This window comes from Amycolatopsis deserti (genome assembly GCF_014653945.1).
In the GTDB taxonomy this organism is placed as follows: domain Bacteria; phylum Actinomycetota; class Actinomycetes; order Mycobacteriales; family Pseudonocardiaceae; genus Amycolatopsis_E; species Amycolatopsis_E deserti.
Genome location: NZ_BNAU01000004.1, coordinates 251,743 through 274,664, shown reverse-complemented (window position 1 = coordinate 274,664; position 22,922 = coordinate 251,743). Strand labels below are relative to the sequence as shown.

The following is a 22,922-nucleotide window of genomic DNA, read 5'->3' as shown; positions in this document are numbered from 1 at the left end:
TCGAGGGATGGACGACCAGCAGCGCCCCGATGCCCGCACCTACGTCGTCGGCGACGTGCACGGGCACCGGGACGAGCTGGCGGCCGCGTTGCGCCGGGCCGGGCTGGTCGACGAGGCCGGTGACTGGTCCGGCGGGCAGGCGCACCTGTGGTTCCTCGGCGACTTCGTCGACCGCGGCCCGGACGGGATCGGCGTGATCGACCTCGTGATGCGGCTGCACCGCCAGGCCGCCGAGGCGGGCGGGTCGACGCGGACGCTGCTCGGCAACCACGAGATCCTGCTGCTGGGCATGCACCGGTTCGGCGACACCGAGGTGCCGTCCGACTTCGGGCCGCGCAGCTTCGCCCGCAGCTGGGAGATCAACGGCGGGCAGCTGTCCGATCAGGACGCGCTGACCGACGAGCACGTCGAGTGGCTGACCAGCCGCCCGCTGATCGCGCACGCCGCGAACCACCTGCTGATGCACTCGGACACCGTGGAATACCTCGACTGGGGCGACGACGCCGAGGACATCAACACCACCGTGCGGGAGATCCTGACCGGCGAGGACCTGGTGGAGTGGTGGGACGTGTGGCGCCGGATGACGACGCGCTACGCCTTCCGCGGCCCGCACGGCCCGGACATCGCCGACTACCTGCTCGAGCAACTCGGCGGGGAGCGGATCGTGCACGGGCACAGCGTGATCGCCGACCAGCTCGGGATCCACCCCAGCCAGATCGAGGCGCCGTACCTGTACGCCGGGGGCAGGGTGCTGGGCATCGACGGCGGGTTGTTCGTCGGCGGGCCCTGCCTCATCGTTCCGCTGCCGTGGCGGCCGGAGGACTGACCAGTGGGCGTCGAGCTGGAACTCCACGCGGGCAGGCCCGCGCGGGACGGGTCGTCGCGGTTGCGCGGGTCCTACGAGCACGCGAAGCGCAGGCGACGCTGCCCGAGGTCGCCGCGCTGCTCCAAAAGTCCCCGGACGCGGACGCCAGGGCGGCACTGGCCGATCTCGCCGGGATGCTGGAGGCGTGCGCGGCCACGCCGGGCAGCTACCTGCGGTTCATGGGCGACTGACCGTCTTCGCGCGGTCGCGGCGCATCATCGCCAGCGCGATGCCCAGACCGGCGAGGGTGGCCACGGCGGCCGCCGGGTAGAGGGCGCGTGGTCCGGCGCCCGCGATCAGCCCGCCGCCCAGCCAGCCACCGAAGGCTGCGGCGAGCTGGTACCCGGAGGCGTTCACCGCGATCGCCAGCGTGGGCGCCGCGCCCGCCGCCGTGAGCACCCGCGTCTGCATCCCGGGGACGACCCCGAACGCCAGCGCGCCGAGGACGAACGTCAGAACCGCCACCGCCACCCGGTTGTCCGCGGCGAGCCACCACAGCACCAGGGTTCCGGCCAGCGCGGTCAGCATCCAGGCCAGTGACGGCATCAGCGCGCGGTCCGCCAGCCGCCCGCCGAGCAGGTTCCCGATCACCGCGCCCGCGCCGTACACCAGCAGCAGCACCGGCACCGCGTCCGCGGTGAACCCGGCGACGTCGGTCAGCAGCGGGGCGATGTAGGTGAAGACCGTGACGACGCCGAGGTTCCCGACGCCCGTCAGGACGATGCCGAGCCAGACCTCGCGATCCGCGAGCACGCGGAGGTCGCCGACGGCGGACCCGCCCGCCGCGGGGAAGGCCGGGACGAACCGCAGCACCAGCAGCAGCGCGAGCAGCGTGATCGCCGCGACGGCGACGAACGTGGCCCGCCACCCGGCGTGGTGCCCGACGAACGTGCCCAGCGGTGTGCCCAGGATGATGCCGAGGTTCAGCCCCAGCGCGACCTTGGCGATCATGCTCGACTGCCGTCCGGCCGGCGCCATCGCCGCCGTGGTCGTGATCGCGACCGCGAAGAACGTCGCGACGATCAGGCCCGCGACGAACCGCGACAGCAGCAGGACGGCGTAACCCGGCGCGACGGCGGACCCCAGGTTGCCCAAGACGGACACCACGACGAGCCCGATGATCAGCGGTTTCCGGCCGACGCGCGCGGTCAGCACGGTGACCACCGGACCGCCGACGATCATGCCCACCGCGTAGGCGCTCACCAGCAACCCGGCCGCCGGGACGGACACCGACAGCCCGGCAGCCACGTCCGGGACGAGTCCGGCGATCACGAACTCGCCGGTCGTGAGCCCGAAGACCACGAGCATCAGCGAGAACACGGACAACGGCACTGTGCACCCCCAAGAAGGTTCGAACTGTAATATTGCGAGCTAGAACTACCACAGTTCGAACCATCTTCGCTAGACTCGCGGCATGGCGGATGTCGAGATCGATCGCGACGTGTGCAAGCTGGTGCACGAGTTCGCCCGCCGCCTCGACGTGCAGGTTCGCCGGGTCGGGGAGGAGGTCGGCCTGACGCCGGCGCAGGTCGTCGCCCTGCGCGAGCTGTCCGAGCCGATCACGGCCCGCGAACTGGCGAGCCGGATGTCGTGCGAGGCCTCGAACGCGACCTTCGTGATCGACCGGCTGGAGGATCAGGGACTGGTGCGGCGCCGGCCGCACCCGACCGACCGGCGCGCGAAGGAGATCGTGCTGACCGACGCTGGGGTCCAGGCGCGGTCCGGGGTGCTGGAGCGTCTCAACCGGACTTCGCCGCTGGTGTCGCTGGACCGGGACAGGCAGGAGTCGCTGGTCGAGTTGTTGCGGGAGCTCGTGTCCGACTGATCAGGTGCCGGCGGCGTACTTCACGCGGATGCCGGTGAGGACGATGTCCAGCCCGGCCTCGAAGGCGGCGTCGGTGTCCGGGGCGAAGAGGCGCCGCACCAGGCGGGCGGTCAGCGGGAGCTGTTCGCCGTCCACCATGCGCTCCAGCCGGCCCGGTTCGTACGGGTTGTCCGCGCCGTAGTCGGTGCCGGTGCGGGCTTGTTCTTCGATGGTGAAGCCGATCGTGTAGTGCAGCAGGGTCGGGTAGGCCTCCGCGGCGTCGTCCACCGTGAAGCCCGCGTCCTGCAGCGTGCGCAGGGTGAGTTCGACGGAGCGGAACATGGCCGGGTGCGCGGTGTTCGTGCCGGCCAGCACACGCGCCCCGTCGCGGTAGCGCAGCATCGTGCGCCGCAGCCGCCGGGCGTTGTCCGCCAGCCACTCCGCCCAGGTGACGCCCGCGCCCGGGGCCTCCAGGCCGTCGAGGGCCTCGAGCAGGATCGTCGTCGCCATCGCGTCGAGCAGTTCCTGCTTGTTCTTCACGTGCCAGTACAGGGTCGGGGCGCGCACGCCCAGTTCCGTCGCCACCACGCGCATGGTGAGCCCGTCGAGGCCGACGTCGGTGAGCAGTCGCAGCGCGATCGCCGGCGCCGGGCCGACCGGTCTGGTGCTGGCCTGCGAGCTGCGGCTGGCGGGCGTGGACGTGACGGTGCTGGACCGGCTGCCCGGGCGCAGCGGCGAGTCACGGGCGGGCGGGTTGCACGCGCGGACCCTGGAATTCCTGGACCAGCGAGGCGTCGCCGATCGGTTCCTGGCGCTCGGCCGTCCGCTGAACGTGGGGCACTTCTCCGGGCTGTGGCTGGACTTCACCCGCCTGCCGACGCGCTACCCGTTCGTGCTCAACCTGTTGCAGGCCCAGGTGGAACAGCTGCTCGAACAGTGGGCCGCCGAATTCGGGGTGCGGGTGCGCTGGTCGTCGGAGGTGACCGGGGTCCGGCAGAGCGCCGACGGCGTCGAGGTGACGCTGGCGGACGGCGCCGCCTTCGACGCGGCCTACCTGGCCGGGTGCGACGGCGGGCGCAGCACCGTCCGCAGGCTCGCCGGCATCGAGTTCCCCGGCACCCCGGCAACGCTCACCGCGCTGCTCGGCGACGTGGAACTCGCCGACCCGCCCGGCGAGGGGGTCTTCATGCGGCGCACTGAGCACGGCGACTTCTCCGTGCTGGGGTTCGAACCGGGCTGGTACCGCGTCATGACCACCGAGTACGACCGGGTGGCCGCCCGGGACGAGCCGGTGACGGTCGAGCGGCTGCGGGAGTCGCTGGTCCAGATCGCGGGCACCGACTTCGGGATGCACAGCCCTCTCTGGGTTTCCCGGTACGGTGACGCCGCCCGGCAGGCGGCGGACTACCGGCGCGGCCGCGTGCTTCTCGCCGGGGACGCGGCGCACATCCACTACCCGGCCGGCGGGCAGGGGCTGAACACGGGCGTGCAGCACGCGGTCAACCTCGGCTGGAAGCTCGCCGCGGTCGTCCGCGGCCACGCGCCGGAGTCCCTGCTGGACACCTACCACGCGGAACGGCACCCGGTCGGGCACCGGGTCCTCCACAACACACGGGCCCAGACCGCGCTGGGCCGCCCGGGGCCGCAGACCGAGGCGCTGCGGGAGGTGTTCGCCGGGCTGATCGCGATGGACGAGGTGAACTCCGCGCTCGCGGGAATGATCTCCGCGCTGGACGTCCGCTACCCGCTCGGCGACGCGGATCCGTTGCTGGGGCGGCGAATTCCCGACCTCGACCTGATCGCCGAGCGCGGCGCGACCCGGCTGTTCACCCTGCTGCACCGGGCCGGGCGGTGCTGCTCGATCTCGTCGGCGACCCGGAGCCGGCCGCGGTCGCGCGGGACTGGCCGGGCCGTCTCGATCTCGTCCTGGCCAAGTGCGCGCAGCCCGTTCCGGACGCCGTCCTCATCCGTCCGGACGGTCACGTGGCCTGGGTGGCGTCCCAGGGCGTCGAAGCGCTCCGGGCGGCGTGCGCGGCGTGGCTCGGTCAGGGGCGGTAGTAGGCCTCGGCGCCGCGGTCGACCGGGACGATCGTCTTGCCCAGCGGCATCAGGGAGACCGGGATGAGCTTGAAGTTCGCCAGCCCGAGCGGGATCCCGATGATCGTGACGCACAGGGCGATGCCGGTGATGATGTGTCCGATCGCGAGCCAGAATCCGGCGAAGACGATCCAGATGACGTTGCCGAGCAGCGACCCGACCCCGGCGCCGCGGCGGTCGACGATCGTCCGGCCGAACGGCCACAACGCGTAGTTCGCGATGCGGAACGACGCGATGCCGAACGGGATCGTGATGATCAGGACGCAGCAGATGATCCCAGCGACCAGGTACGCGAGGGCCATCCAGAAGCCGGCGAACACCAGCCAGATCAGGTTCAGGATGAGTCGCATCAGGCGTGCAGCTCCCCGCTGACGACGGTGACGGCCTGCCCGGACAGCGTCACCCGGTCCCCGTTCACCACGACCCGGACGATCCCGCCGCGCTCCGACGCCTGCTCGCCGACCAGCTTGTCCCGGCCCAGCTTCGCCGCCCAGAACGGCGCCAGCAGGCAGTGCGCCGAGCCGGTCACCGGGTCCTCCGGCACGCCGACGGCGGGCCCGAAGACGCGGCTGACGAAGTCGGCGTCGTCCCGGTCGCCGGGCGCGGTGACGATCACGCAGCGCGCGTCCCAGCCGGCGATGACGTCGAGGTCCGGCTTCAGCTGGCGCACCTGGGCCGCGTCGGTGGCCTCGACGAGGATGTCCCACTTGCCGCGGGCGACGCTCGCGACGGTCACGCCCGGCAGGGCGACGGCGACGTCGTCGTCGGCGGGACGCGGCGGGTCGTTCGGGAAGTCCATGCTGACCCACCCGCCGGCGGCGCGGGTGCGCAGCTCGCCGCTGCGGGTGGTGAACACCTGCTCGCCGCCCAGGACGTGCCCGGCGGCGAGGGTCGCGTGCCCGCACAGGTCGACCTCGACCGTCGGCGTGAACCAGCGCAGCGACTTCGGGCCGTCGCCGGAGACTTCGACGAACGCCGTCTCGGAGTGCCGCAGCTCGGCGGCCACGGACTGCATCCAGGCGGCGTCGGCCGGCTCGTCGAGCAGCACCACCCCGGCCGGGTTGCCCGCGAACGGGGTGCCGGTGAACGAGTCGACGATCGAGAGCCGCATGCCACCCACTCTAGGGGGTGTCCGGGGCGCGCAGGGATTCCTAGACTCGGTCACAGTCAGTGTCGACCGCGTCCGAGGAGGCGTCATGCCAGCCGTGCCGAGTTATGCGTCGGGTATCTCCGAGGTGCCCTTGCTGGGCGACACGATCGGTGACAACTTCGACCGGACCGTGGCCGCGTTCGGTGACCGGGACGCGCTGGTGGAGTACGCGTCGGGCCGCCGGTGGACCTACCGTGAGCTCGCCGCCGAGGTCGACGCGCTGGCCGCCGGGCTGGCCGGGCGCGGGATCGTCAAGGGCGACCGGGTGGGCATCTGGTCGCCGAACTGTGCCGAGTGGACGTTCCTGCAGTACGCGACGGCGAAGATCGGCGCGATCCTGGTCAACATCAACCCCGCCTACCGCTCGCACGAGCTGGAGTTCGTGCTGAACCAGGCCGGGGTGCGGATGCTGGTCGCCGCGCGCACGTTCAAGACGTCCGACTACGCGGCGATGATCGAGGAGGTCCGGCCGCGGTGCGCCGGCCTGGAGCAGGTGGTGCTGCTCGGCTCGGACGAGTGGACGGAGCTGCTGGAGTCCGGGCGGGGCAAGGCGTTGCCGGAGGTGGGCCTGTCCGCCGACGACCCGATCAACATCCAGTACACCTCGGGCACCACGGGCTTCCCGAAGGGCGCGACGCTGTCGCACCACAACATCCTCAACAACGGCTTCTTCGTCGGCGAACTGTGCCACTACACGGAGGCGGACCGGATCTGCATCCCGGTGCCGTTCTACCACTGCTTCGGGATGGTGATGGGCAACCTCTCCGCGACGACCCACGGGGCGTGCATGGTGATCCCGGCGCCGTCGTTCGAGCCGAAGGCCACCCTGAAGGCGGTGGAGGCGGAACGGTGCACGTCGCTGTACGGGGTCCCCACGATGTTCATCGCCGAGCTGTCCGAACCGGGCTTCGAGGACTACGACCTGAGCAGCCTGCGGACGGGCATCATGGCCGGCTCGCCCTGCCCGGTCGAGGTGATGAAGCAGGTCATCGAGCGGATGGGCATGGCCGAGGTGTCCATTTGCTACGGCATGACCGAGACCTCCCCGGTGTCCACGCAGACCCGGTCGGACGACTCGATCGAGCGGCGGGTTTCGACGGTCGGCCGGGTCGGGCCGCACCTGGAGGTCAAGATCGTGGACCCGGAGACCGGGCTGACGGTGCCGCGCGGCGAGCCGGGCGAGCTGTGCACCCGGGGCTACTCGGTGATGCTCGGGTACTGGGACCAGCCGGACAAGACGGCCGAGGTGATCGACAAGGCGAGGTGGATGCACACCGGCGACCTCGGCGTGATGGACGACGAGGGCTACATCCAGATCACCGGGCGGATCAAGGACATGGTCATCCGCGGCGGCGAGAACATCTACCCGCGGGAGATCGAGGAATTCCTCTACACGCACCCGGACGTGCTGGACGCCCAGGTGATCGGGGTGCCCGACCAGCGCTACGGCGAAGAGCTGATGGCGTGGATCCGGATGCGGGAGGGGGCGCAGCCGCTGACGGCGGAGTCGCTGCGGGAGTTCTGCACCGGGAAGCTGGCGCATTACAAGATCCCGCGGTACGTGCACATCGTGGATGAGTTCCCGATGACGGTGACCGGGAAGATCCGGAAGGTCGAGATGCGGGAGAAGGCGCTGAAGATCCTGAATCTGGAGTAGGAAGAAACGCAAGCCGGCAACGGAAGCGAGCCGGCTCCATCCGGGGCCGCAAACCACCCGACAAACCGCCGGCCGGCAGCGCAAGAAGACCGACTACCCCAACCAGACCTCCCCCGCCCCCGATCCACAGCCTGCTTTTGGTCGCCGATCAGGCGTGTCAAGGTACTCTTTCCCGCCTTGACACGCCTGCTCGGCGACTGAAACACAATCAGGCATCGGGGGTGGGGGTGGTCGTAAGGTGACCGTTTGGCGCCGTGAGGCGCTTTCCGCCCGTAGGGCGGACTCTTCGCCTGCCGAAGGCGGCGCCGGTTTAAAGATCAAGAGATGTCCTCGCCGGACGGGCAGGCTCCGGGATGACGGGGGACCGTTGTCGTCTCGCCTCGGGTGGGTGGGAGCCGGGTGGTCATCCCGTCGCCTTCCGGTTTGTGCATATCACTTTGAGCCAGGCCCGCAAGGTTGGCATGTCATCTCGCGTTGGCAGCGGATGTTGCGGGCCTGGCTCAAAGTGATCGTTCCGGTGTCAGGCGACGGGATGACCACCCAGCTCCGGTTGTGTGCAAAGCTTGGCGCTGCGCGCCCTAGCTCACTGCGTTCGCTAGTGCCTTGGCATCCTCTTCACCAAAGGTCTCTTCCAGTTGTTCTGGCGAGTAGTCCAGATCGATCTGGCCTACCGGGACTCCGCGCGCTGATTCGATCGCGCCCAGGCGACGCTGCGCCCGGTCCGCCGCGTATTCGATGAACTCCTGCGGGTCGTTGTCGAAGGGGCGTGGTTCCTCGAACTGGTTCTGCACCCATTCGATCATTCCCAGCGCGTGCGGCAACAGCTCGCCCATGCGCTGCTGCACTGCGTCCCACAGCGAATCGTCCGCGGCGATGTGTCGTCGGCACGTGAAGGTGCCCCATGCCATGTGCCGGCGCTCGTCGTCGCCGATGTGTTTCACCAGTTGCTGCATGCCGGGCAGGATGCCGCGCGTCGTGCAGACCTTTTGCCACGCGTAGTAGCCCGTCAGCGCCAGGCTGCCTTCGATCACGTGGTTGTAGGTGACGCTCGCGCGAACCTGGTTCAGCGGACTGGGGTCGTGCTCCAGAACAGCCAGCGACTCCGGCAGCTCCTCGTAGAACAGCTTGCGGTAGTGCGGGTTCTCACTCACGTACGAGGTCAGGTCCTCGGTCAGCCCCACCGCGTCCATCCAGCGGCGGAACACCTCCGTGTGCTTGGCCTCCTCGAAGCAGAACTGGGTCAGGTACATCTCGTCGCCGAACCGGCCCTCGGCGGCCATCGCCTTCATGAACGGCTGGATGTCCTCCGTCACCGCCTCCTCGCCGGCGATGAACTGGGCGCACAGGTACGTCGACGACCTGCGCTCCTCGTCGGTGAGGGTCTGCCAGTCCTCGGCGTCCTGGCTGAAGTCGATGTCGGCGGGGTTCCAGAACTTGCGGTTCCCCTTGACGAACAGCCGCAGCGGGAACGAGTCCCAGTTCAGCCCGCCCCGGCGGAGCGAGGCGAACCCGGTGCGGCGCACGGGAAGCGTATCGGTCATGACTGGTCACACTCCATTGTGGACGAGTAGTGGGTGATGGCCGGTGCGATCGCGGCGCAGATCAGGTCGGCCGCCTCGGTCGCGGTGTGGGTCGGCAGCACCAGGTGGCTCAGCGAGAGCCGGACCACGGTCTCGGCGAGGAGGTTCGCGGCCTCGGCGCTCAGAGCGGGCAGGGACTCCCGGTAGTTGGTCGCGGCGACCTCCATCGCCGCGGCCAGGACCGGTTCACCCCGGGTGGTGAGCAGCGGCAGCAGATCCTCACCCTGCGGTGTGCCCAGCGCGGAAGCGACCAACCGGTTCTCCCGGCCGTGCTCGATCGTGTAGGTGACCGCGTCGTGGATGCCGGTCAGCAGATCGGGCGCGGTGGCGAACCGGTGGTGGATGCCGTCCAGGAACTCGCCCGTGGTGCGCAGGACGACCGCCTGCACGAGCGCGTTCTTGTTGCCGAACTCGTTGTAGACCGTCTGGCGGCTGACCCCGGCCGCCGACGCCACGTCCGCCATCCGCAGGGCCGCGTAGCCCCGCGCCGCCAGGATGTCGGCCGCCGCGTCGAGCAGGGTCTCCCGGAGCGAAGTCCTGGTGCGCCCCGCGAACGAGTCGGTGATCTCAGTCACAAGGCCAGCTTGACACATGAGGCTCCGATGTCAAGAAGCTTGACCCGAATGGGCGCGCTGTAAAGCGGAGTGAGACGGCGTCCGGAACTGTCGGGGGTTCCGGCTACCGTGGCTGTCGTGGGGATCGTCGTCGGATTCGACCTGGACATGACGCTCATCGACCCGCGGCCGGGCATGGTCGCGGTGATGAACGCGCTCGGAGCGGAGGCAGGCCTGCCGCTGGACGGTGAGCACTTCGCCGCCAACCTGGGCCCGCCGCTGGACATGGTGCTGCGCGACTTCGGCGCGCCCGAAGACCGGATCACCGGGCTCGTCGACCGGTTCCGGCAGCTGTACCCGGAGATCGTGATCCCGGAGACGGTCGCGCTGCCGGGCGCGCACGAGGCGCTGGCCGCGGTGCACGACGCGGGCGGCCGCACCGTCGTGGTCACCGGCAAGTACGGGCCGAACGCGGCGCTGCACATCAAGGCGCTCGGCCTGGCCGTCGACGTGCTCGTGGGCGAGCTGTGGTCGGACGGCAAGGCGGTGGCCCTGCGCGAGCACGGCGCGTCGATCTACGCCGGCGACCACCTGGGTGACGTGCGCGGCGCCCTGGCCGCCGACGCGGTGCCGGTGGGTGTCACGACGGGCCCCTGCAGCCGCGAGGAGTTGCTCGAGGCGGGGGCGGCGGTGGTGTTCTCCAGCCTGGAGGAGTTCCCCGGCTGGCTCAGCCGGCAGCCGCTTTCCGGTGCTCGCGAACCAGTGAGATGAGCGACAGCGCGATGCCCAGCGGAGTGGCCACCCCGGCGACGGCGCTCAGCCACACCGGGAGGTCCCGCAGGCCGAACGCGAACAGGACGAACACGGCCAGCACGGCCAGCACGCCGATGGCGAACACACCGATCCCGAGCCGCATGAGGAACGGCTTGCGCGGGGAAGTCTTGGCCGGAGTATCCATGGCACAAGGTTAGAACCCATATCTTCTTCACCGGAGGGCGCATACCGGGATAGGCTGGTGGATACGCGTCCTGGGTACGCCCAGGGCGCGTTCGTCGTGCAGGCGGTCACGTGCCGCCGGTACGCGAGATGACTTACTCAGAGCGAAGGAACGGTGAGGGCAGTGCCGACCGGCAAGGTCAAGTGGTACGACGCGGAGAAGGGGTTCGGTTTCGTCACCCAGGACGGCGGCCAGGACGTCTACATCCGCAAGACCGCGCTCCCCCAAGGGGTGGAGGCACTCAAGGCCGGCCAGCGGCTGGAGTTCGGCGTCGCCGACGGCCGTCGTGGTCCGCAGGCCCTGTCCGTTCGGCTGATCGACAGCCTGCCCTCGGTCGCCGAAGCGCGCCGCCGCCCGGCGGAGGAGCTGCACGGCCTGATCGAGGACATGATCAAGCTGCTCGAGATGAAGGTGCAGCCGGACCTGCGCCGCGGCCGCTACCCGGACCGCAAGAACACCAAGCGGATCGCGGAAGTGATGCGCGCGGTCGCCCGGGACCTCGACCCGTAAGCCGGACTCCGTTGGGACGAGTGGGGTTCCTCGCACCGCGGGGGACCCCACTTCCGTGCGCGGTCAGCCGGGTTGAACCTGAAGCGACCAGAAAGCCCGCGCCACCAGCTGCGGATTCCCGTTCTCATCCAGGATCGGGTTCCCCGCCTGATCAGCCGCATAAGCAGCGCCGAGCTGCTGCACCTCGACCACCACCAACTGGTCGCCGGGCGCGGTGCCGGTCGCCGTGTAGGCCAGCTTGTCGCCCGGCGAGAAGAACTGCTGCTTCACCGGCTGCAGCTCGCCCTTGGCGTTGGCGTACTGGACGTTCACCAGCCAGGGCGTGTCGCCGATCTCGGACGGCACCGAGATCTGCACCGGCTTGCCCGGGCGCACCTTCAGCGTCACGGCGGCGTCGGGGTTCTCCGAGCACGACTTCAGGAGCGCGTCGCAGTTCACGACCGGCTCGGCGTTCACGGTGTGCCCGTCGCCGAAGAAGGTGACCTCGGGCGGTCCGACCTGGGCGGAGCACCCGGTCAGCGCCAGCGCTCCGGCCGACAGCAACAGCAAAGTTCGCCGCATGGCGGAAACACTACGGGTCGCGTCACTGCACGCGGGGAGCGGCCCCGTTGCCGGTTCGCGCCGGCCTGCGCTCCCGCCTGCCGCGCAGACCGGGCACCAGTGACACGCCTCTCTGCAGCAGGAACGTCTGCGCCAGGCCGACCGCGAGCAGGATCGACACCACCAGGAACCCGATCCAGTACGTCGGCGGCAGCAGCAGGCCGATCGCGCCGCCGAACACCCACGCCAGCTGCAGAACCGTCTCCGACCGCCCGAACGCCGACGCCCGCGACTCCTCCGGCAGATCGCGCTGGATCACCGCGTCGAGGCTGATCTTCGCCAGCGCGCTCGCCGTGGCGCCGACGAGACCGACGATCGCGGCCGTGACGATGCCGGACATGACGGCGGCGAGGATCGTCGAGGCGAGCGCCGCGCCCGCGCAGCCGAGGACCACCTGGCTGGGGTGCCCGAAGCTGAGCCGCGACCCGAGCGCGTTGCCGACGAACCCGCCGAGCCCGGCCGCGCCACCGATCAGGCCGAGCAGCAGCAACTGCATGAACGGGCTCTGCCCGGTCTGCTCCGCCTGCGCCTTCACGGCGAACGCCGCGAACATCATCAGGAACCCGGTCAGCACGCGGATGGTCCCGTTGCCCCACAGGGCGAGCACCACGTCACTGCCCAGCGGCTGCCGTTTCTTCTTCTTCGCCGGGTGGGCCTTGAGCGTCGCCGGGACCTCGCCCTCGGTCACCTCGACCCAGGCCGGGATCCGCATGGCCTGCACCGCGCCGACCGCGCAGATCACCGCGGTGAACCACAGCGCGCCCGCCGATCCGAACAGCGAGTTCACCCCGGAGGCGATGGCGCCGAACACACCACCGGCCGCCAGGCCGAACACCGTGAGCCGCGCGTTGGTCTTCGACAGCGTGATGTCCGGCGGCACCACGCGCGGGGTGACCGCCGACTTGAGGACCGTGAACGACTTGGACAGCACCATCTTGCCGAGCGCGGCGGGGTAGAGGCCCCAGTCGTTGAAGTGCAGCGCCATCAGCACGGCCATCAGCACCTGGCCGACCGAGGTGAGGCACATCGCCAGGCGGCGGCCGCGCTGGATCCGGTCCAGCAGCGGGCCGATGACCGGCGCGACGAGCGCGAACGGCGCGATGGTGATCAGCAGGTACAGCGCGACCTTGCCGCGGCCCTCGCCGCTGGTGGCCGCGAAGAACAGGGTGTTGGCCAGCGCGATGGCCATCGCCGCGTCGCTGGCGTAGTTCAGCATCACCGCGTACGTCAGCGAGGTGAGGCCGGACTTGTCGGCGCCGTCGGCCTTCGTCGCGCGCTGGAACATGCCGACCGCGCGCCCGCCGAGTTCCCGGCTGCGCAGCGCGGCGACCCGGGTGACGGTCAGCTTCTTCGGCATCCGGGGCAGCGGCCCGGCGGTCGCCTCCGTGCGGTGCCCCGCGGCCGGCTCCGGCTCAGGCTCGTGGCGCGCGGAACCCGCGTAGCCGTCGGTGTCGTAGTGCTCGTAGAGCGGCTCGGTGCGGCGGGGCGGCGGCTCAGAGCGTGGGGGCAGCTCGCTGTGCCACGGACGCTGCGGCGGGGGCGGGCCCTGCCGCGGCGGGTACGGCCGCGCGCCACGCGGTGGTGGCGGCGGTGTGCGGCCGCCGGCCGGGAACGCGCTCGTCGGCGCCTCGTCCGCGTTCGGGACCGCCGACGACTCCGGGTAGAAGCGCCCCTGGGCGCGCCACGGTTGCCCGGCACCCGGTGCCGGTGTCCACTTCCGTTTGCGCCCCACACGTCAATCTTGCCGTATTGCTGGGCCGACGCGCTGGGTGATCAGGTAGCGGGGACGAATTTCACCCGGAACATCGCCGGCCAGAGCTTCCCGGTGATCAGGAACTCATCGGTGCCGGGGATCGCGGCGATGCCGTTGAGCACATCCGCGGCCGCCGCCTGGGCCGGGGTGAGCAGCCCGGCCGCGGTGATCTGGCCGGTCACCTCGCCGGTCGCCGGGTCGATGCGCAGGATGCGCTCGGTCTTCCACACGTTCGCGTACACCGCGCCGCCTGCGCACTCCAGCTCGTTGAGCTGCGTGAACGTCTGCTCGCCGGAGTGGGCGGTGACCTCGCCGGTGACCTCGAACGTCGACGGGTCGCGGAAGGTGAGCCGGTCCGAGCCGTCGCTCATCACCAGCCGGCCGCCGTCGTGGCACAGCCCCCAGCCCTCGCCGTCGTAGGACACGCGCCGCAGCTCGGCGAGCGTCCGCGCGTCCCGCTCGATCGCCACGCCGTTCTGCCAGGTCAGTTGCCACAGGGTCGGGCCGGTGACGGTGATGCCCTCGCCGAACAGCGGCGCGGGCAGGTCCACGCGCGTGGCCGGCGGCTGCCCGGGCGCTCCGGCCCGCACCGACGACTGCCCGACCAGACCGGTGCCCTCGTACAGGGTGGCGCCGGAGAACTCGAGCCCCTGCGTGAACGCCGCCGGGTCGTGCGGCAGCGTCTCCAGCACCCGCACGGTGAGCTGCGGAACGGTGGCCGGCGCGGGCGGTGTCGCGGCCGCGCAGCCACCGAGTGCGACGACCGTGGCGAGGGTCAGGGTGATCAGGGTGCGCACCCCTCCACCCTGACACGGCGGCCCGAGGCGCGCGGGGCACAATTGGGGTATGACGCTGCTGCTCACCCTGGACGACGGCTCCGTGGAGCGCGCTCTCGCCGAGGCGGTCGGCCTCGCGCGCGAGGCCGCGGTCGAAGAGGCGGGGGCCGAGCAGGTCGGGGCGCACGTCGGCGTGTCGCGTGAGGACGCGGTGTCGGCGAGCCACCTCTTCGAGGCCCACGTGCCCGGTTACCGCGGCTGGCGCTGGTCGGTGACGGTCGCGAACGCGGGCCCGGACACCCCAGTGACGGTGAGCGAGGTCGTGCTCGTGCCCGGCCCGGACGCCTTGATCGCCCCGCAGTGGGTGCCGTGGGAGCGCCGGGTGCGGGCCGGTGACCTCGGCGTCGGCGACATCCTCCCGCCGGACAAGGACGACCCGCGGCTGGTCCCGGCGTACCTGCAGTCCGACGACCCGGCGGTCGAGGAGGTCGCGCACGAGGCCGGGCTCGGCCGCGTGCACGTGATGTCCCGCTTCGGCCGCGAGGAGGCCGCCACGCGGTGGCACCGCGGTGAGTTCGGTCCGCGGTCGGACATGGCGCGCAGCGCGCCGGCCCACTGCGGCACCTGCGGCTTCTACCTCCCGCTCGCCGGTTCGCTGCGCGCGGCGTTCGGCGTGTGCGGCAACGAGATCGCCCCGGCGGACGGCACCGTCGTGCACGCCGAGTACGGCTGCGGCGCGCACTCCGAGGTCGAGGTCGAGGTGACCTCGTCGGTGCCGGTCGCCGAGCTGGTCTACGACGACTCGCTGCTGGACATGGAGCCGGTCGAGGAGCCGAAGACCGAGACGGGCGCCACCGCGGACGCCGAGACGGCGAGTGAGTCAGCTGAGTGATCCGTTCGGCACCGAGGCGCTGCGGGCCTCGGTGCTGCGGGCCTGGCGGGATTCGCCGACCCGGTTCACCGAAGACACCAACGCCGAGGGCGACCTGCGGGTCGGCGGCTACCGCGACCGGCTGTTCGTCGAGCTGGCGCAGAACGCCGCCGACGCCGCCGCGCTCGCCGGGAGCCCCGGCACGCTACGGGTTTCCGTCGTCGGTTCCGAACTCCGCGTCGCCAACACCGGTGCGCCGCTGGACGTCGCCGGAGTCGCGTCGCTGGCTTCGCTGCGCGCTTCGGCGAAGCAGGGCGACACCGTGGGGCAGTTCGGCGTCGGCTTCGCCGCGGTGCTCGCGGTCAGCAGCGAACCGCGGGTGATCTCCCGGACCGGTGGGGTGGCCTTCTCCGAGACGCGGACGCGCGAGGCCGCCGGGCGCGATGGCGCGGTGCCGGTGCTGCGGCTGCCCTGGCCGGTGGACGAGGACCTCCCCAACGGCTTCGACACCGAGGTCCGCCTGCCCCTGCGCGACGACGTCGACGCGGACGAGCTGCTCGCGCGTCTGGCGGACGAGGCCGAGGACCTGCTGCTGTCCCTGCCCTGGCTGGCGCGTATCGAGGCGCCCGGCGCGGAGTGGACCCGGTCCGAAAAGGACGGTGTGGTCGAGCTGTCCACGCCGTCCGGCGCGGTCCGCTGGCTGACCCAGGTCGGCGAGAACGCGGTGTGGGCCAAGCCGGCCGATGGGCGGCTGACCGAGGACGTGCTGCACGCGCCGACGCCCACGGACGAACGGTTGTCGTTGCCGGCCCGGCTGATCGCGACCGTGCCGCTGGAGCCGTCCCGGCGGAGGGTGCTGCCCGGCGCCGACGCCGCGCTGGTCGCCGCCGCCCGCGAGTACCCGGCGCTGGTGCGCAAGGTCGCCCCCTCCGACCGGCTGGACCTGGTGCCGGACGCGGGTTTCCCGCTGTCCGAAGTGGACGGCAAGTTGCGCGAGCTCGTGGGCCGCCAGCTGGCGAAGCAGGCGTGGCTGCCCGCGGCCGAGGGCGACGACCTGGTGCCCTCGAGCGCCCGGGTGCTGTCGGTCGAGTCGCCGCGGCTGCTGGAACTGCTCGCCGGTGTCGTGCCCGGTTTGGCCGGGATCAGCGGCTACGAGCCGGCGCAGGTCCTGGCGACCGTGGACGCCGACCGCCTGGACGTGTCGGACCTGGTCGACCTGCTGATCGGCGTGGACCGGGACCCGGAGTGGTGGCGCTCGCTGTACGACGCCTTCCTGCCGCTGCTGGACAACCACGAGGTGACCGCGGACGAGCTGGGCGCGCTGCCGGTGCCGCTGGCGGACGGGCGGACCCTGCCCGGGCCGCGCGGCGCATTGCTGCTCGGCGCGTCGGAGCTGCTCGACCTGCTGGCCGACGCCGACGTGGGCGGCCTGCGGCTGGTGCACCCGGAGGCGGCGCACCCGCTGCTGGAGCGGCTCGGCGCGAAGCAGGCGGAGGCCGCCGATCTGCTCGACGCGCCCGCGCTGCGTGAAGCCGTCGAGCGCAGCCTGGCCGACGCCGAGTCCGGGTTGGACACCCGCCCGCTCGCCGAAGCCGTGCTGCGCCTGGTTTCCGAGACCTCCGCGGAGGGCCTGGGCGCGCTGGCGCTGCCGTCGGAGGACGGCTGGCGCCGGGCCGATGAGCTGGTGCTGCCGAACTCGCCGCTGCGCGAGATCTTCGACCCCGAGGTGTTCGAAGAGGACGGCCCGTTCGCCGTGCTGGACGCGGACTTCGCCGAGCGGTGGCCGGTGCGGGTGCTCACCGAACTGGGCGTGCTCGACGAGTTCCTGGTGGTGCCCAACGAGGACGAGCGGCTGGAGATCCGCGACCTCGACCTGGTTGCCGACGATGCCTGGCCACGGGCGCTGCGGCTGATCGCCGGGCAGCGCGTGACCTGGCAGGCGCTGACGGTGCCGGACAGCCCGTCGGCGGCCTGGCTGGAGCGCAACGCGCTGCTCGCCGGCCGCCCGCCTGGCGAGTGGCGGCTGCCGGACGCGGACAGCCTGAGCGGCCTCTACGACCCGGTGCCCGACGTCGGGGTGCGCCCGGACGTGCTGGCCGCGGCCGGGGTCCGGTCGGAGCTGGCCGTGCGCGACCTCGACGACGCCGCCGACCTGCTCGACCGGCTCGGCGACCCGGACCGGGAGATCCCGCCGGGGCTGATCCTGCGGGCGCACGCCGTGCTGGCCGCCGCCGACCTGGAGTGGAGCGAGCTGGACGCGCCGGAGCGGGTGCGCACGGTCGACGGGTCCGTGGTCGACGCCGAGCAGACCGCGGTGCTCGACCTGCCCTGGCTGGGCGCGGTGTGGGCGCCGGAACGCCTGGTCGCCGCGTCGCCCGGCGCGGACGTGGCCGCGCTCGCCGAGCTGCTGGACATCCCGCTGCTGTCCGAACACGCCGAAGCCCGGGTCAGCAGCGAGGGCGAGTTCGTGCCGTGGCCGGAGATGACCGCGCTGGTCCTGGCGGCGGAGCTGCTGGACATCCCGCTGCCCGAGGGCGGGCTCGTGGTGCACGACGAGTTGACCGTCGAGGTCGACGGAGTCAAGCGCGCCACGCCGTGGTGGGTCGAAAGTGGGACGTTTCACGGGGAACATCACGCCGAGGACTCACCCGAAGGGCTGGCCCGCGCGTTCGCCTGGGCCACCGGTCGCTGGTCCGAGCGCCACCTGGTGGAAGCCGTGCTGAACGACCCCGCGACGACGACCTTCCTGCTCTAGAGACCCGTCTGGGCGCTCCTCGACCCGCGGCGGCGGGCCCAGCGCTGCCAGCTCATGATGCCCATCCCCATCAGCCCGAGGACGCCACCGGCCAGGCAGGTCCACATCCAGACGCTCGCCGGGCCGCCCGTGTCGAACACGCGCAGCGCGCCCAGCACGACGAACCCGGTGAACCACACGAGTGTGCCGACCACGACGACCGGGTAGAGCACCACCAGTCGCTCAGGCAACTCGGGCACCGGAAGCAACGGACGTTTAACATCCCCGGCGTTGATCGGATCGGCCACGTCAGGAAGGCTACCCGCGGGTCATCGCAGGAGCAGCAGGTAAGGCAGGTTGCATTGGCTGAGCAGGGCGGCAGGACCGGGCTGGACCGGTTCTTCAAGATCACCGAACGCGGGTCGAGCGTCGGCCGCGAGGTTCGCGGCGGGCTGGTCACCTTCGTCACGATGGCCTACATCGTGGTGCTCAACCCGCTGATCATCGGCAGTTTCTCGGCCTCGGACGCGGGCGCGCACAAGGACCTGTTCGGCAACATCCTGCCGGTCCCGCAGGTGGCGGCCGTGACCGCGCTGATCGCCGGCGTGATGACGATCCTGATGGGCGTCGTGGCGAACTACCCGTTCGCGATGGCCACCGGGCTCGGCATCAACTCGTTGATCGCGGTCAGCGTCGCGCCGCAGATGAGCTGGCCCGCGGCGATGGGGCTGGTGCTGCTCAACGGCCTGATCATCCTGGTCCTGGTGCTGACCGGCGTGCGCACGATGGTGTTCCGCGCCGTGCCGCCCGCGCTGAAGGCCGCGATCGCGGTCGGCATCGGCCTGTTCATCACCCTGATCGGCCTGGTGGACGCCGGGTTCGTGCGGCGCATCCCGGACGCGGCGAACACCACCGTGCCGGTCGGGCTGGGCATCGGCGGGTCGATCGCGAGCTGGCCGACGCTGGTGTTCGTGATCGGGCTGCTGATCACGGGCATCCTGGTCGCCAAGCGGGTGCGCGGCGCGATCCTGATCGGCGTCCTGGTGACGACCGTGATCGCGATCATCGTCGAGGCGATCGTCAAGGCCGGCCCGGCCGGCGGCACCAACCCGAAGGGCTGGAACCTCGGCTACCCGGCGCTGCCCGACCGGATCGCCGGTCTGCCCGACTTGTCGCTGATCGGCAAGGTCAACTTCGACGCCTGGGTGCAGGTCCCGGCGATCACCGCCGCGCTGATCGTGTTCACGCTGATCCTGACCGATTTCTTCGACACCATCGGCACGATGACCGGCCTGGGCAAGGAGGCCGGGCTGCTCAACCGAGACGGTGAACTGCCGAACACCGGCAAGGCGCTGTTCGTGGACAGCCTCGGCGCGGTCGCCGGTGGCGTCGGCTCGTCCAGTTCGAACACCGTGTTCGTGGAGTCGGCGGCCGGCATCGCGGAGGGCGCGCGGACCGGCCTGGCCAACGTGGTCACCGGGCTGCTGTTCATCGCCGCCATGTTCTTCACCCCGCTGTACGAGGTGATCCCGGTCGAGGCCGCGGCGCCGGCGCTGGTGATCGTCGGCGCGCTGATGATCAGCCAGGTCCGCGAGATCGACTTCACCGACTTCCGGATCGCGCTGCCCGCGTTCCTGACGATCGTCGTCATGCCGTTCACCTACTCGATCACCAACGGGATCGGCGTCGGGTTCATCTCCTACGTGCTGATCCAGGTCGTGACCGGTGGCGCGCGGAAGGTGCACCCGCTGCTGTGGATCATCGCCGTGGCGTTCGTGGCCTACTTCGGCGTCGGGCCGATTCAGGACGCGCTCGGCTGAGCCACCAGACGCTCGACCGCGGCCGCGACCAGCTGATCGCGATCGGCCTCGCCGAACACGTCCGGCAGCGTGAGCTGCTCGACGATGAGCCAGTTGAGGGCGAGGATCAGCAGCCGCACCGCGGTCGCGTCACCGGGCAGCCCCGACTGCTCGTGGTAGTTGACGTTCGCCTCGACGTCCGCGCGCACGCGCTCGGTCAGCAGCTCGCGCAGCCGGGGGCGGCGCGTGGCCTCCAGGCGTAGTTCGAGCAGCGCGAGGTAGCCGCTGCGGAACGAGCTGATCCGGCTCACCAGCTCACGCATCAGCTCGGTGTAGGTCTCGCGGTCCCGGGGTGCGGTCTGCTGCCGTTCGATCGTCGCCGCGTCGGGCTGCAACCGCTCGTAGACCCGCTGCGCGGTCTGGTAGAGCAGGTCGTCGCGGTTGGTGAAGTAGTTGGACGCGGTGCCGGCCGGCACGGCGGCTTCCGCGTCCACCGCCCGGTAGGTGAGGCCCCGGACGCCCTCCCGGGCCAGCACTTCGATCGCGGCGTCCAGCAGAGCCGCCCGTCGTTCGTCGTTCCTGCGCACCATTGACACCACTCCAGTTGTAGTACTACGGTTGAACCACTACGGACAGAGTACTACGAATGGAGCGATTCATGCGTGAACTGGTCTACTACATCGGCGTCAGCATCGACGGCCGGATCGCCGGTCCCGGCGGCGAGTACGACTTCTACCCGCAGGGCGACGAGGAACAGGCCGCCGCGTACAGCGCATGGATGACCGAGCGGTACCCGGAGACCATCCCGACGATGATGAGACCGGCATTCGGTCTGGAGAACACGCCCAACCGGGAGTTCGACACGATCGTGATGGGGCTGGGCACCTACCGGCCCGGGCTGGATCAGGGGTTCACCAGTCCCTACGCGCACCTGCGCCAGTACGTCGTCTCGAGCACCTTCGGGCCCGGCGAGGATCCGGCGGTGACGGTGGTCCCCGGTGATCCGCTCGGCCTGGTGCGCTCGCTCAAGCAGGAGGCGGGCAAGGACATCTGGCTTTGCGGGGGCGGCGAGCTGGCCGGCGAGGTGCTGCCGGAGATCGACCGGATGGTGGTCAAGAGTTACCCCGTCGTCGCGGGCGCGGGGATTCCGATGGTGGATGGCAAGTTCGACCCGACACCGTTCGCGGTGACCGACCGGAAGTCGTTCGACAACGGGGTGGTGGTCAACTGGTTCCGGCGCCGGAGCTGATGCGACCGATTTCACCAGGTCGTCCAGTTGATCGTGAGGTATGCTAACTATGTGTCCGATATGCGGGAGCCCGCCCTGGCGAGCCGGTTGCGGCTCGCGGTGGTGCGGCTGAACCGCAAGCTCCGGGCGCAGCGCACCGACGAGAACGTCTCGCTCACGCAGCTCGCGGCGTTGTCCACGCTGCACAAGTGCGGACCGCTAACGCCGGGCAAGCTCGCGGCCAAGGAAGGTGTCCAGCCGCCGTCGATGACCCGGGTCATCGCGGCGCTGGAGGACTTCGGGTACGTCGAGCGCAGCCCGCACCCGACGGACGGGCGGCAGTCGATCGTCGCCCTGACCGAGCGGGGCCGGGCGTTCGTCGGGGAGACGATCTCGGTGCGCGAGGCCTGGCTGGACCGGAAGCTGGCAGAACTGAGCGGCGACGAGCGGGAAGTGCTCGCCCGCGCCGCCGAGATCATCGACAGGATGGCGGGGAACGAATAACGGTGGGGCTCAACACGGGTACTGAGGGACAGTCCGAACTGACGAACACAGCTACCCGGGGCCAGGCACCACCCGCGGACCGCGCCACGTGCACCGCGCCGTCCGGCCGGATGCGGCCAAAGCCGGCCGCGGCTCCCGTCGCGGAGCCCGAGGAGAAGGTTCAGCCGAAGGCGAGCATGTTCGCCTCGCTGCGGGTGCGCAACTACCGGCTGTTCTTCTCCGGCCAGATCATCTCCAACATCGGCACCTGGATGCAGCGCATCGCGCAGGACTGGCTGGTGTTCCAGCTGTCCGGGAACAACCCGGTGGCGCTGGGGATCGCGGTGGCGCTGCAGTTCCTGCCGACGCTGATGCTGTCCCTGTGGGCCGGTGTGCTCGCCGACCGGGTGGACAAGCGCAAGCTGTGCATCGCCATCCAGAGCGGCATCGGGGTGCAGGCGCTGGTGCTCGGGCTGCTCGACGTGTCCGGGGTGGTGACCCTGTGGCAGGTCTACGTGCTGTGCTTCGTGCTGGGTGTCTTCAGCTCGCTGGACGTGCCGGCGCGGCAGTCGTTCGTCGCGGAGATGGTGGGGCGCAAGCAGATCACGAACGCGGTCGCGTTGAACTCGTCGGTGTTCAACATGGCCCGGATCGTCGGGCCCGCGATCGCCGGGTTCGCGATCACGTGGGTCGGCACGGGCTGGATGTTCCTGGCGAACGCGGTCAGCACGCTGGCCGTGATCACCGGGCTGTTGCTGATGGACCCGGACAAGCTGTTCCGCGGGCCCGCCGTGGCCCGCGCGAAGGGGCAGTTGCGCGAGGGGCTGGCGTACGTGCGCGGGCGGTCGGACCTGGTTTCGCTGATGGTGCTGGTGTTCTTCGTCAGCACGTTCGGCATCACGTTCTTCACGTCGCTGGCGATCGTGGCGGGCAACGTGTTCGGCACGCAGGCGGACGGCTATGGGCTGTTGTCCACGCTGCTGGCGGTGGGGACGTTCACGGGTTCGCTGATGGCAGCCCGCCGTGGGGCGCGGGGCCGTCCCCGGGTGCGGCTGCTGCTGGTCGCGGCGTTCAGCCTGGGGGCGGTGGAGTTCGTGGCCGGGTTCATGCCGACCTACCTGGCGTTCGGGATCGCGCTGATCCCGCTCGGGTTCGCCACGATCACGTTCCTGAACACGGCGAACTCGCTGGTGCAGACTTCGGTGAGCCCGGAGATGCGGGGCCGCGTGATGGGGATCTACGTGCTGGTGCTGATCGGCGGCAACCCGATCGGCGGCCCGATGGTGGGGTGGATGGCCGACACCTTCGGCGGCCGATCCCCGTTCCTCATCGGCGGCGTGATCTCCGCGGTGGCCGCGGTGGCGTGCGCGGCGGTGCTCGCCCGACGAGGCGGCATGACGCGCCCGGTGCGCCTGGCGGGCCTACGGGTCCTCAGCGGCCGCCGCGCCGCCTGACGCCTGGCCC

25 protein-coding genes and 1 pseudogene are annotated in these 22,922 nt (G+C 71.0%); 14 read left to right on the top strand and 12 right to left on the bottom strand.

The window, feature by feature from the left end; all coding sequences use genetic code 11:
• Positions 1–7 precede the first annotated feature (7 nt).
• Together IE290_RS19250 and IE290_RS19245 are read left to right on the top strand one after the other, a co-directional pair.
• A complete protein-coding gene (locus IE290_RS19250; RefSeq protein ID WP_191246012.1) occupies positions 8–826 on the top strand; it encodes a metallophosphoesterase family protein in 819 nt (272 codons plus the stop codon).
• Positions 808–1,056 carry a hypothetical protein gene (locus IE290_RS19245; RefSeq protein WP_229874600.1) on the top strand — a complete coding sequence of 83 codons (249 nt, stop codon included), beginning with the start codon at positions 808–810 and terminating at the stop codon, positions 1,054–1,056. Before IE290_RS19250 ends, IE290_RS19245 begins: the two co-directional genes overlap by 19 nt.
• Here IE290_RS19245 and IE290_RS19240 read toward each other — a convergent pair.
• Entirely contained in the window at positions 1,043–2,197 is a 1,155-nt protein-coding gene (locus IE290_RS19240) for an MFS transporter (protein ID WP_229874599.1), read from the bottom strand. The two genes, IE290_RS19245 and IE290_RS19240, sit on opposite strands and share 14 nt — an antisense overlap.
• An 82-nt stretch (positions 2,198–2,279) precedes the next feature.
• On the opposite strand from IE290_RS19240, the gene IE290_RS19235 reads away from it, so the two are divergent.
• Entirely contained in the window at positions 2,280–2,690 is a 411-nt protein-coding gene (locus IE290_RS19235) for a MarR family winged helix-turn-helix transcriptional regulator (RefSeq protein ID WP_191246011.1), read from the top strand.
• Here the strand turns inward: IE290_RS19235 and IE290_RS19230 are convergent, their stop codons facing one another.
• Positions 2,691–3,263, bottom strand: coding sequence for a TetR/AcrR family transcriptional regulator C-terminal domain-containing protein (locus tag IE290_RS19230; RefSeq protein ID WP_191246010.1), 573 nt, complete (start codon positions 3,261–3,263; stop codon positions 2,691–2,693).
• On the opposite strand from IE290_RS19230, the pseudogene IE290_RS38570 reads away from it, so the two are divergent.
• A pseudogene (locus IE290_RS38570) lies at positions 3,262–4,218 on the top strand (FAD-dependent monooxygenase); the annotation flags it as partial. The gene IE290_RS19230 and the pseudogene IE290_RS38570 sit on opposite strands and share 2 nt — an antisense overlap.
• A 302-nt stretch (positions 4,219–4,520) precedes the next feature.
• The gene (locus IE290_RS38565) at positions 4,521–4,727 is read left to right on the top strand and encodes an aromatic-ring hydroxylase C-terminal domain-containing protein (RefSeq protein WP_373300478.1); all 207 of its coding nucleotides are present in this window, start codon (positions 4,521–4,523) and stop codon (positions 4,725–4,727) included.
• Here IE290_RS38565 and IE290_RS19220 read toward each other — a convergent pair.
• Together IE290_RS19220 and IE290_RS19215 are read right to left on the bottom strand one after the other, a co-directional pair.
• Positions 4,715–5,116, bottom strand: coding sequence for a YccF domain-containing protein (locus IE290_RS19220; protein ID WP_191246009.1), 402 nt, complete (start codon positions 5,114–5,116; stop codon positions 4,715–4,717). The two genes, IE290_RS38565 and IE290_RS19220, sit on opposite strands and share 13 nt — an antisense overlap.
• The gene (locus IE290_RS19215; RefSeq protein ID WP_191246008.1) at positions 5,116–5,877 is read right to left on the bottom strand and encodes a PhzF family phenazine biosynthesis protein; all 762 of its coding nucleotides are present in this window, start codon (positions 5,875–5,877) and stop codon (positions 5,116–5,118) included. Before IE290_RS19215 ends, IE290_RS19220 begins: the two co-directional genes overlap by 1 nt.
• 85 nt (positions 5,878–5,962) lie before the next feature.
• Here IE290_RS19215 and IE290_RS19210 point away from each other — a divergent pair, with 85 nt between their 5' ends.
• Entirely contained in the window at positions 5,963–7,573 is a 1,611-nt protein-coding gene (locus tag IE290_RS19210; protein WP_191246007.1) for an AMP-binding protein, read from the top strand.
• 578 nt (positions 7,574–8,151) lie between these two features.
• On the opposite strand, the gene IE290_RS19205 is transcribed toward IE290_RS19210, so the two are convergent.
• Both IE290_RS19205 and IE290_RS19200 read right to left on the bottom strand, forming a co-directional pair.
• Positions 8,152–9,114, bottom strand: a complete 963-nt coding sequence (locus IE290_RS19205; protein ID WP_191246006.1) for a R2-like ligand-binding oxidase — start codon at positions 9,112–9,114, stop codon at positions 8,152–8,154.
• The gene (locus tag IE290_RS19200; protein WP_191246005.1) at positions 9,111–9,728 is read right to left on the bottom strand and encodes a TetR/AcrR family transcriptional regulator; all 618 of its coding nucleotides are present in this window, start codon (positions 9,726–9,728) and stop codon (positions 9,111–9,113) included. Before IE290_RS19200 ends, IE290_RS19205 begins: the two co-directional genes overlap by 4 nt.
• Before the next feature lie 117 nt (positions 9,729–9,845).
• Between IE290_RS19200 and IE290_RS19195 the strand changes: the two genes are divergently transcribed.
• A complete protein-coding gene (locus tag IE290_RS19195) occupies positions 9,846–10,478 on the top strand; it encodes an HAD family hydrolase (RefSeq protein ID WP_191246004.1) in 633 nt (210 codons plus the stop codon).
• Here IE290_RS19195 and IE290_RS19190 read toward each other — a convergent pair.
• Positions 10,435–10,665, bottom strand: a complete 231-nt coding sequence (locus IE290_RS19190; RefSeq protein WP_191246003.1) for a hypothetical protein — start codon at positions 10,663–10,665, stop codon at positions 10,435–10,437. The genes IE290_RS19195 and IE290_RS19190 overlap by 44 nt on opposite strands.
• A 162-nt stretch (positions 10,666–10,827) precedes the next feature.
• On the opposite strand from IE290_RS19190, the gene IE290_RS19185 reads away from it, so the two are divergent.
• Positions 10,828–11,214 carry a cold-shock protein gene (locus IE290_RS19185; RefSeq protein WP_017985244.1) on the top strand — a complete coding sequence of 129 codons (387 nt, stop codon included), beginning with the start codon at positions 10,828–10,830 and terminating at the stop codon, positions 11,212–11,214.
• Between the two features lie 63 nt (positions 11,215–11,277).
• On the opposite strand, the gene IE290_RS19180 is transcribed toward IE290_RS19185, so the two are convergent.
• The 3 genes from IE290_RS19180 to IE290_RS19170 are packed head-to-tail and all read right to left on the bottom strand — an operon-like array spanning position 11,278 to position 14,364.
• Entirely contained in the window at positions 11,278–11,775 is a 498-nt protein-coding gene (locus IE290_RS19180) for a DUF2771 family protein (RefSeq protein WP_191246002.1), read from the bottom strand.
• Positions 11,776–11,797: 22 nt separating this feature from the next.
• Positions 11,798–13,546 carry an MFS transporter gene (locus IE290_RS19175; RefSeq protein WP_191246001.1) on the bottom strand — a complete coding sequence of 583 codons (1,749 nt, stop codon included), beginning with the start codon at positions 13,544–13,546 and terminating at the stop codon, positions 11,798–11,800.
• A 41-nt stretch (positions 13,547–13,587) separates the two neighbouring features.
• The gene (locus IE290_RS19170) at positions 13,588–14,364 is read right to left on the bottom strand and encodes a glutaminyl-peptide cyclotransferase (RefSeq protein ID WP_191246000.1); all 777 of its coding nucleotides are present in this window, start codon (positions 14,362–14,364) and stop codon (positions 13,588–13,590) included.
• Between the two features lie 49 nt (positions 14,365–14,413).
• On the opposite strand from IE290_RS19170, the gene IE290_RS19165 reads away from it, so the two are divergent.
• Positions 14,414–15,235 carry a DUF3027 domain-containing protein gene (locus IE290_RS19165; protein WP_191245999.1) on the top strand — a complete coding sequence of 274 codons (822 nt, stop codon included), beginning with the start codon at positions 14,414–14,416 and terminating at the stop codon, positions 15,233–15,235.
• Positions 15,219–17,969 (top strand): sacsin N-terminal ATP-binding-like domain-containing protein, encoded by a 2,751-nt coding sequence (locus tag IE290_RS19160; protein WP_191245998.1) that lies wholly within the window; start codon positions 15,219–15,221, stop codon positions 17,967–17,969. Before IE290_RS19165 ends, IE290_RS19160 begins: the two co-directional genes overlap by 17 nt.
• On the opposite strand, the gene IE290_RS19155 is transcribed toward IE290_RS19160, so the two are convergent.
• Positions 17,966–18,208, bottom strand: a complete 243-nt coding sequence (locus IE290_RS19155; protein WP_191245997.1) for a DUF2530 domain-containing protein — start codon at positions 18,206–18,208, stop codon at positions 17,966–17,968. The genes IE290_RS19160 and IE290_RS19155 overlap by 4 nt on opposite strands.
• 102 nt (positions 18,209–18,310) lie before the next feature.
• Here IE290_RS19155 and IE290_RS19150 point away from each other — a divergent pair, with 102 nt between their 5' ends.
• Positions 18,311–19,768, top strand: a complete 1,458-nt coding sequence (locus IE290_RS19150; protein WP_191245996.1) for an NCS2 family permease — start codon at positions 18,311–18,313, stop codon at positions 19,766–19,768.
• Here the strand turns inward: IE290_RS19150 and IE290_RS19145 are convergent.
• Positions 19,750–20,337: a TetR/AcrR family transcriptional regulator gene (locus IE290_RS19145; protein ID WP_191245995.1), complete on the bottom strand. Its 588-nt coding sequence runs from the start codon at positions 20,335–20,337 to the stop codon at positions 19,750–19,752. The two genes, IE290_RS19150 and IE290_RS19145, sit on opposite strands and share 19 nt — an antisense overlap.
• A gap of 68 nt (positions 20,338–20,405) precedes the next feature.
• On the opposite strand from IE290_RS19145, the gene IE290_RS19140 reads away from it, so the two are divergent.
• The 3 genes from IE290_RS19140 to IE290_RS19130 all read left to right on the top strand — a co-directional run bounded on the left by IE290_RS19140 (position 20,406) and on the right by IE290_RS19130 (position 22,912).
• Complete coding sequence (locus IE290_RS19140) at positions 20,406–20,996, top strand: dihydrofolate reductase family protein (RefSeq protein WP_191245994.1); 591 nt, start codon at positions 20,406–20,408, stop codon at positions 20,994–20,996.
• Between the two features lie 60 nt (positions 20,997–21,056).
• Positions 21,057–21,479: a MarR family winged helix-turn-helix transcriptional regulator gene (locus tag IE290_RS19135; protein WP_191246318.1), complete on the top strand. Its 423-nt coding sequence runs from the start codon at positions 21,057–21,059 to the stop codon at positions 21,477–21,479.
• Between the two features lie 176 nt (positions 21,480–21,655).
• A complete protein-coding gene (locus IE290_RS19130) occupies positions 21,656–22,912 on the top strand; it encodes an MFS transporter (RefSeq protein WP_191246317.1) in 1,257 nt (418 codons plus the stop codon).
• Positions 22,913–22,922: the final 10 nt, after the last annotated feature.

Coding starts and splice junctions, on each gene's coding strand:
- IE290_RS19190 (WP_191246003.1), bottom strand. CDS start 10,665: ATGGATACTCCGGCCAAGACTTCCCCGCGCAAGCCGTTCCTCATGCGG.
- IE290_RS19250 (WP_191246012.1), top strand. CDS start 8: ATGGACGACCAGCAGCGCCCCGATGCCCGCACCTACGTCGTCGGCGAC.
- IE290_RS19135 (WP_191246318.1), top strand. CDS start 21,057: ATGCGGGAGCCCGCCCTGGCGAGCCGGTTGCGGCTCGCGGTGGTGCGG.
- IE290_RS19235 (WP_191246011.1), top strand. CDS start 2,280: ATGGCGGATGTCGAGATCGATCGCGACGTGTGCAAGCTGGTGCACGAG.
- IE290_RS19165 (WP_191245999.1), top strand. CDS start 14,414: ATGACGCTGCTGCTCACCCTGGACGACGGCTCCGTGGAGCGCGCTCTC.
- IE290_RS19145 (WP_191245995.1), bottom strand. CDS start 20,337: ATGGTGCGCAGGAACGACGAACGACGGGCGGCTCTGCTGGACGCCGCG.
- IE290_RS19220 (WP_191246009.1), bottom strand. CDS start 5,116: ATGCGACTCATCCTGAACCTGATCTGGCTGGTGTTCGCCGGCTTCTGG.
- IE290_RS19180 (WP_191246002.1), bottom strand. CDS start 11,775: ATGCGGCGAACTTTGCTGTTGCTGTCGGCCGGAGCGCTGGCGCTGACC.
- IE290_RS19230 (WP_191246010.1), bottom strand. CDS start 3,263: ATGCGCGTGGTGGCGACGGAACTGGGCGTGCGCGCCCCGACCCTGTAC.
- IE290_RS19210 (WP_191246007.1), top strand. CDS start 5,963: ATGCCAGCCGTGCCGAGTTATGCGTCGGGTATCTCCGAGGTGCCCTTG.
- IE290_RS19205 (WP_191246006.1), bottom strand. CDS start 9,114: ATGACCGATACGCTTCCCGTGCGCCGCACCGGGTTCGCCTCGCTCCGC.
- IE290_RS19130 (WP_191246317.1), top strand. CDS start 21,656: ATGTTCGCCTCGCTGCGGGTGCGCAACTACCGGCTGTTCTTCTCCGGC.
- IE290_RS19140 (WP_191245994.1), top strand. CDS start 20,406: ATGCGTGAACTGGTCTACTACATCGGCGTCAGCATCGACGGCCGGATC.
- IE290_RS19215 (WP_191246008.1), bottom strand. CDS start 5,877: ATGCGGCTCTCGATCGTCGACTCGTTCACCGGCACCCCGTTCGCGGGC.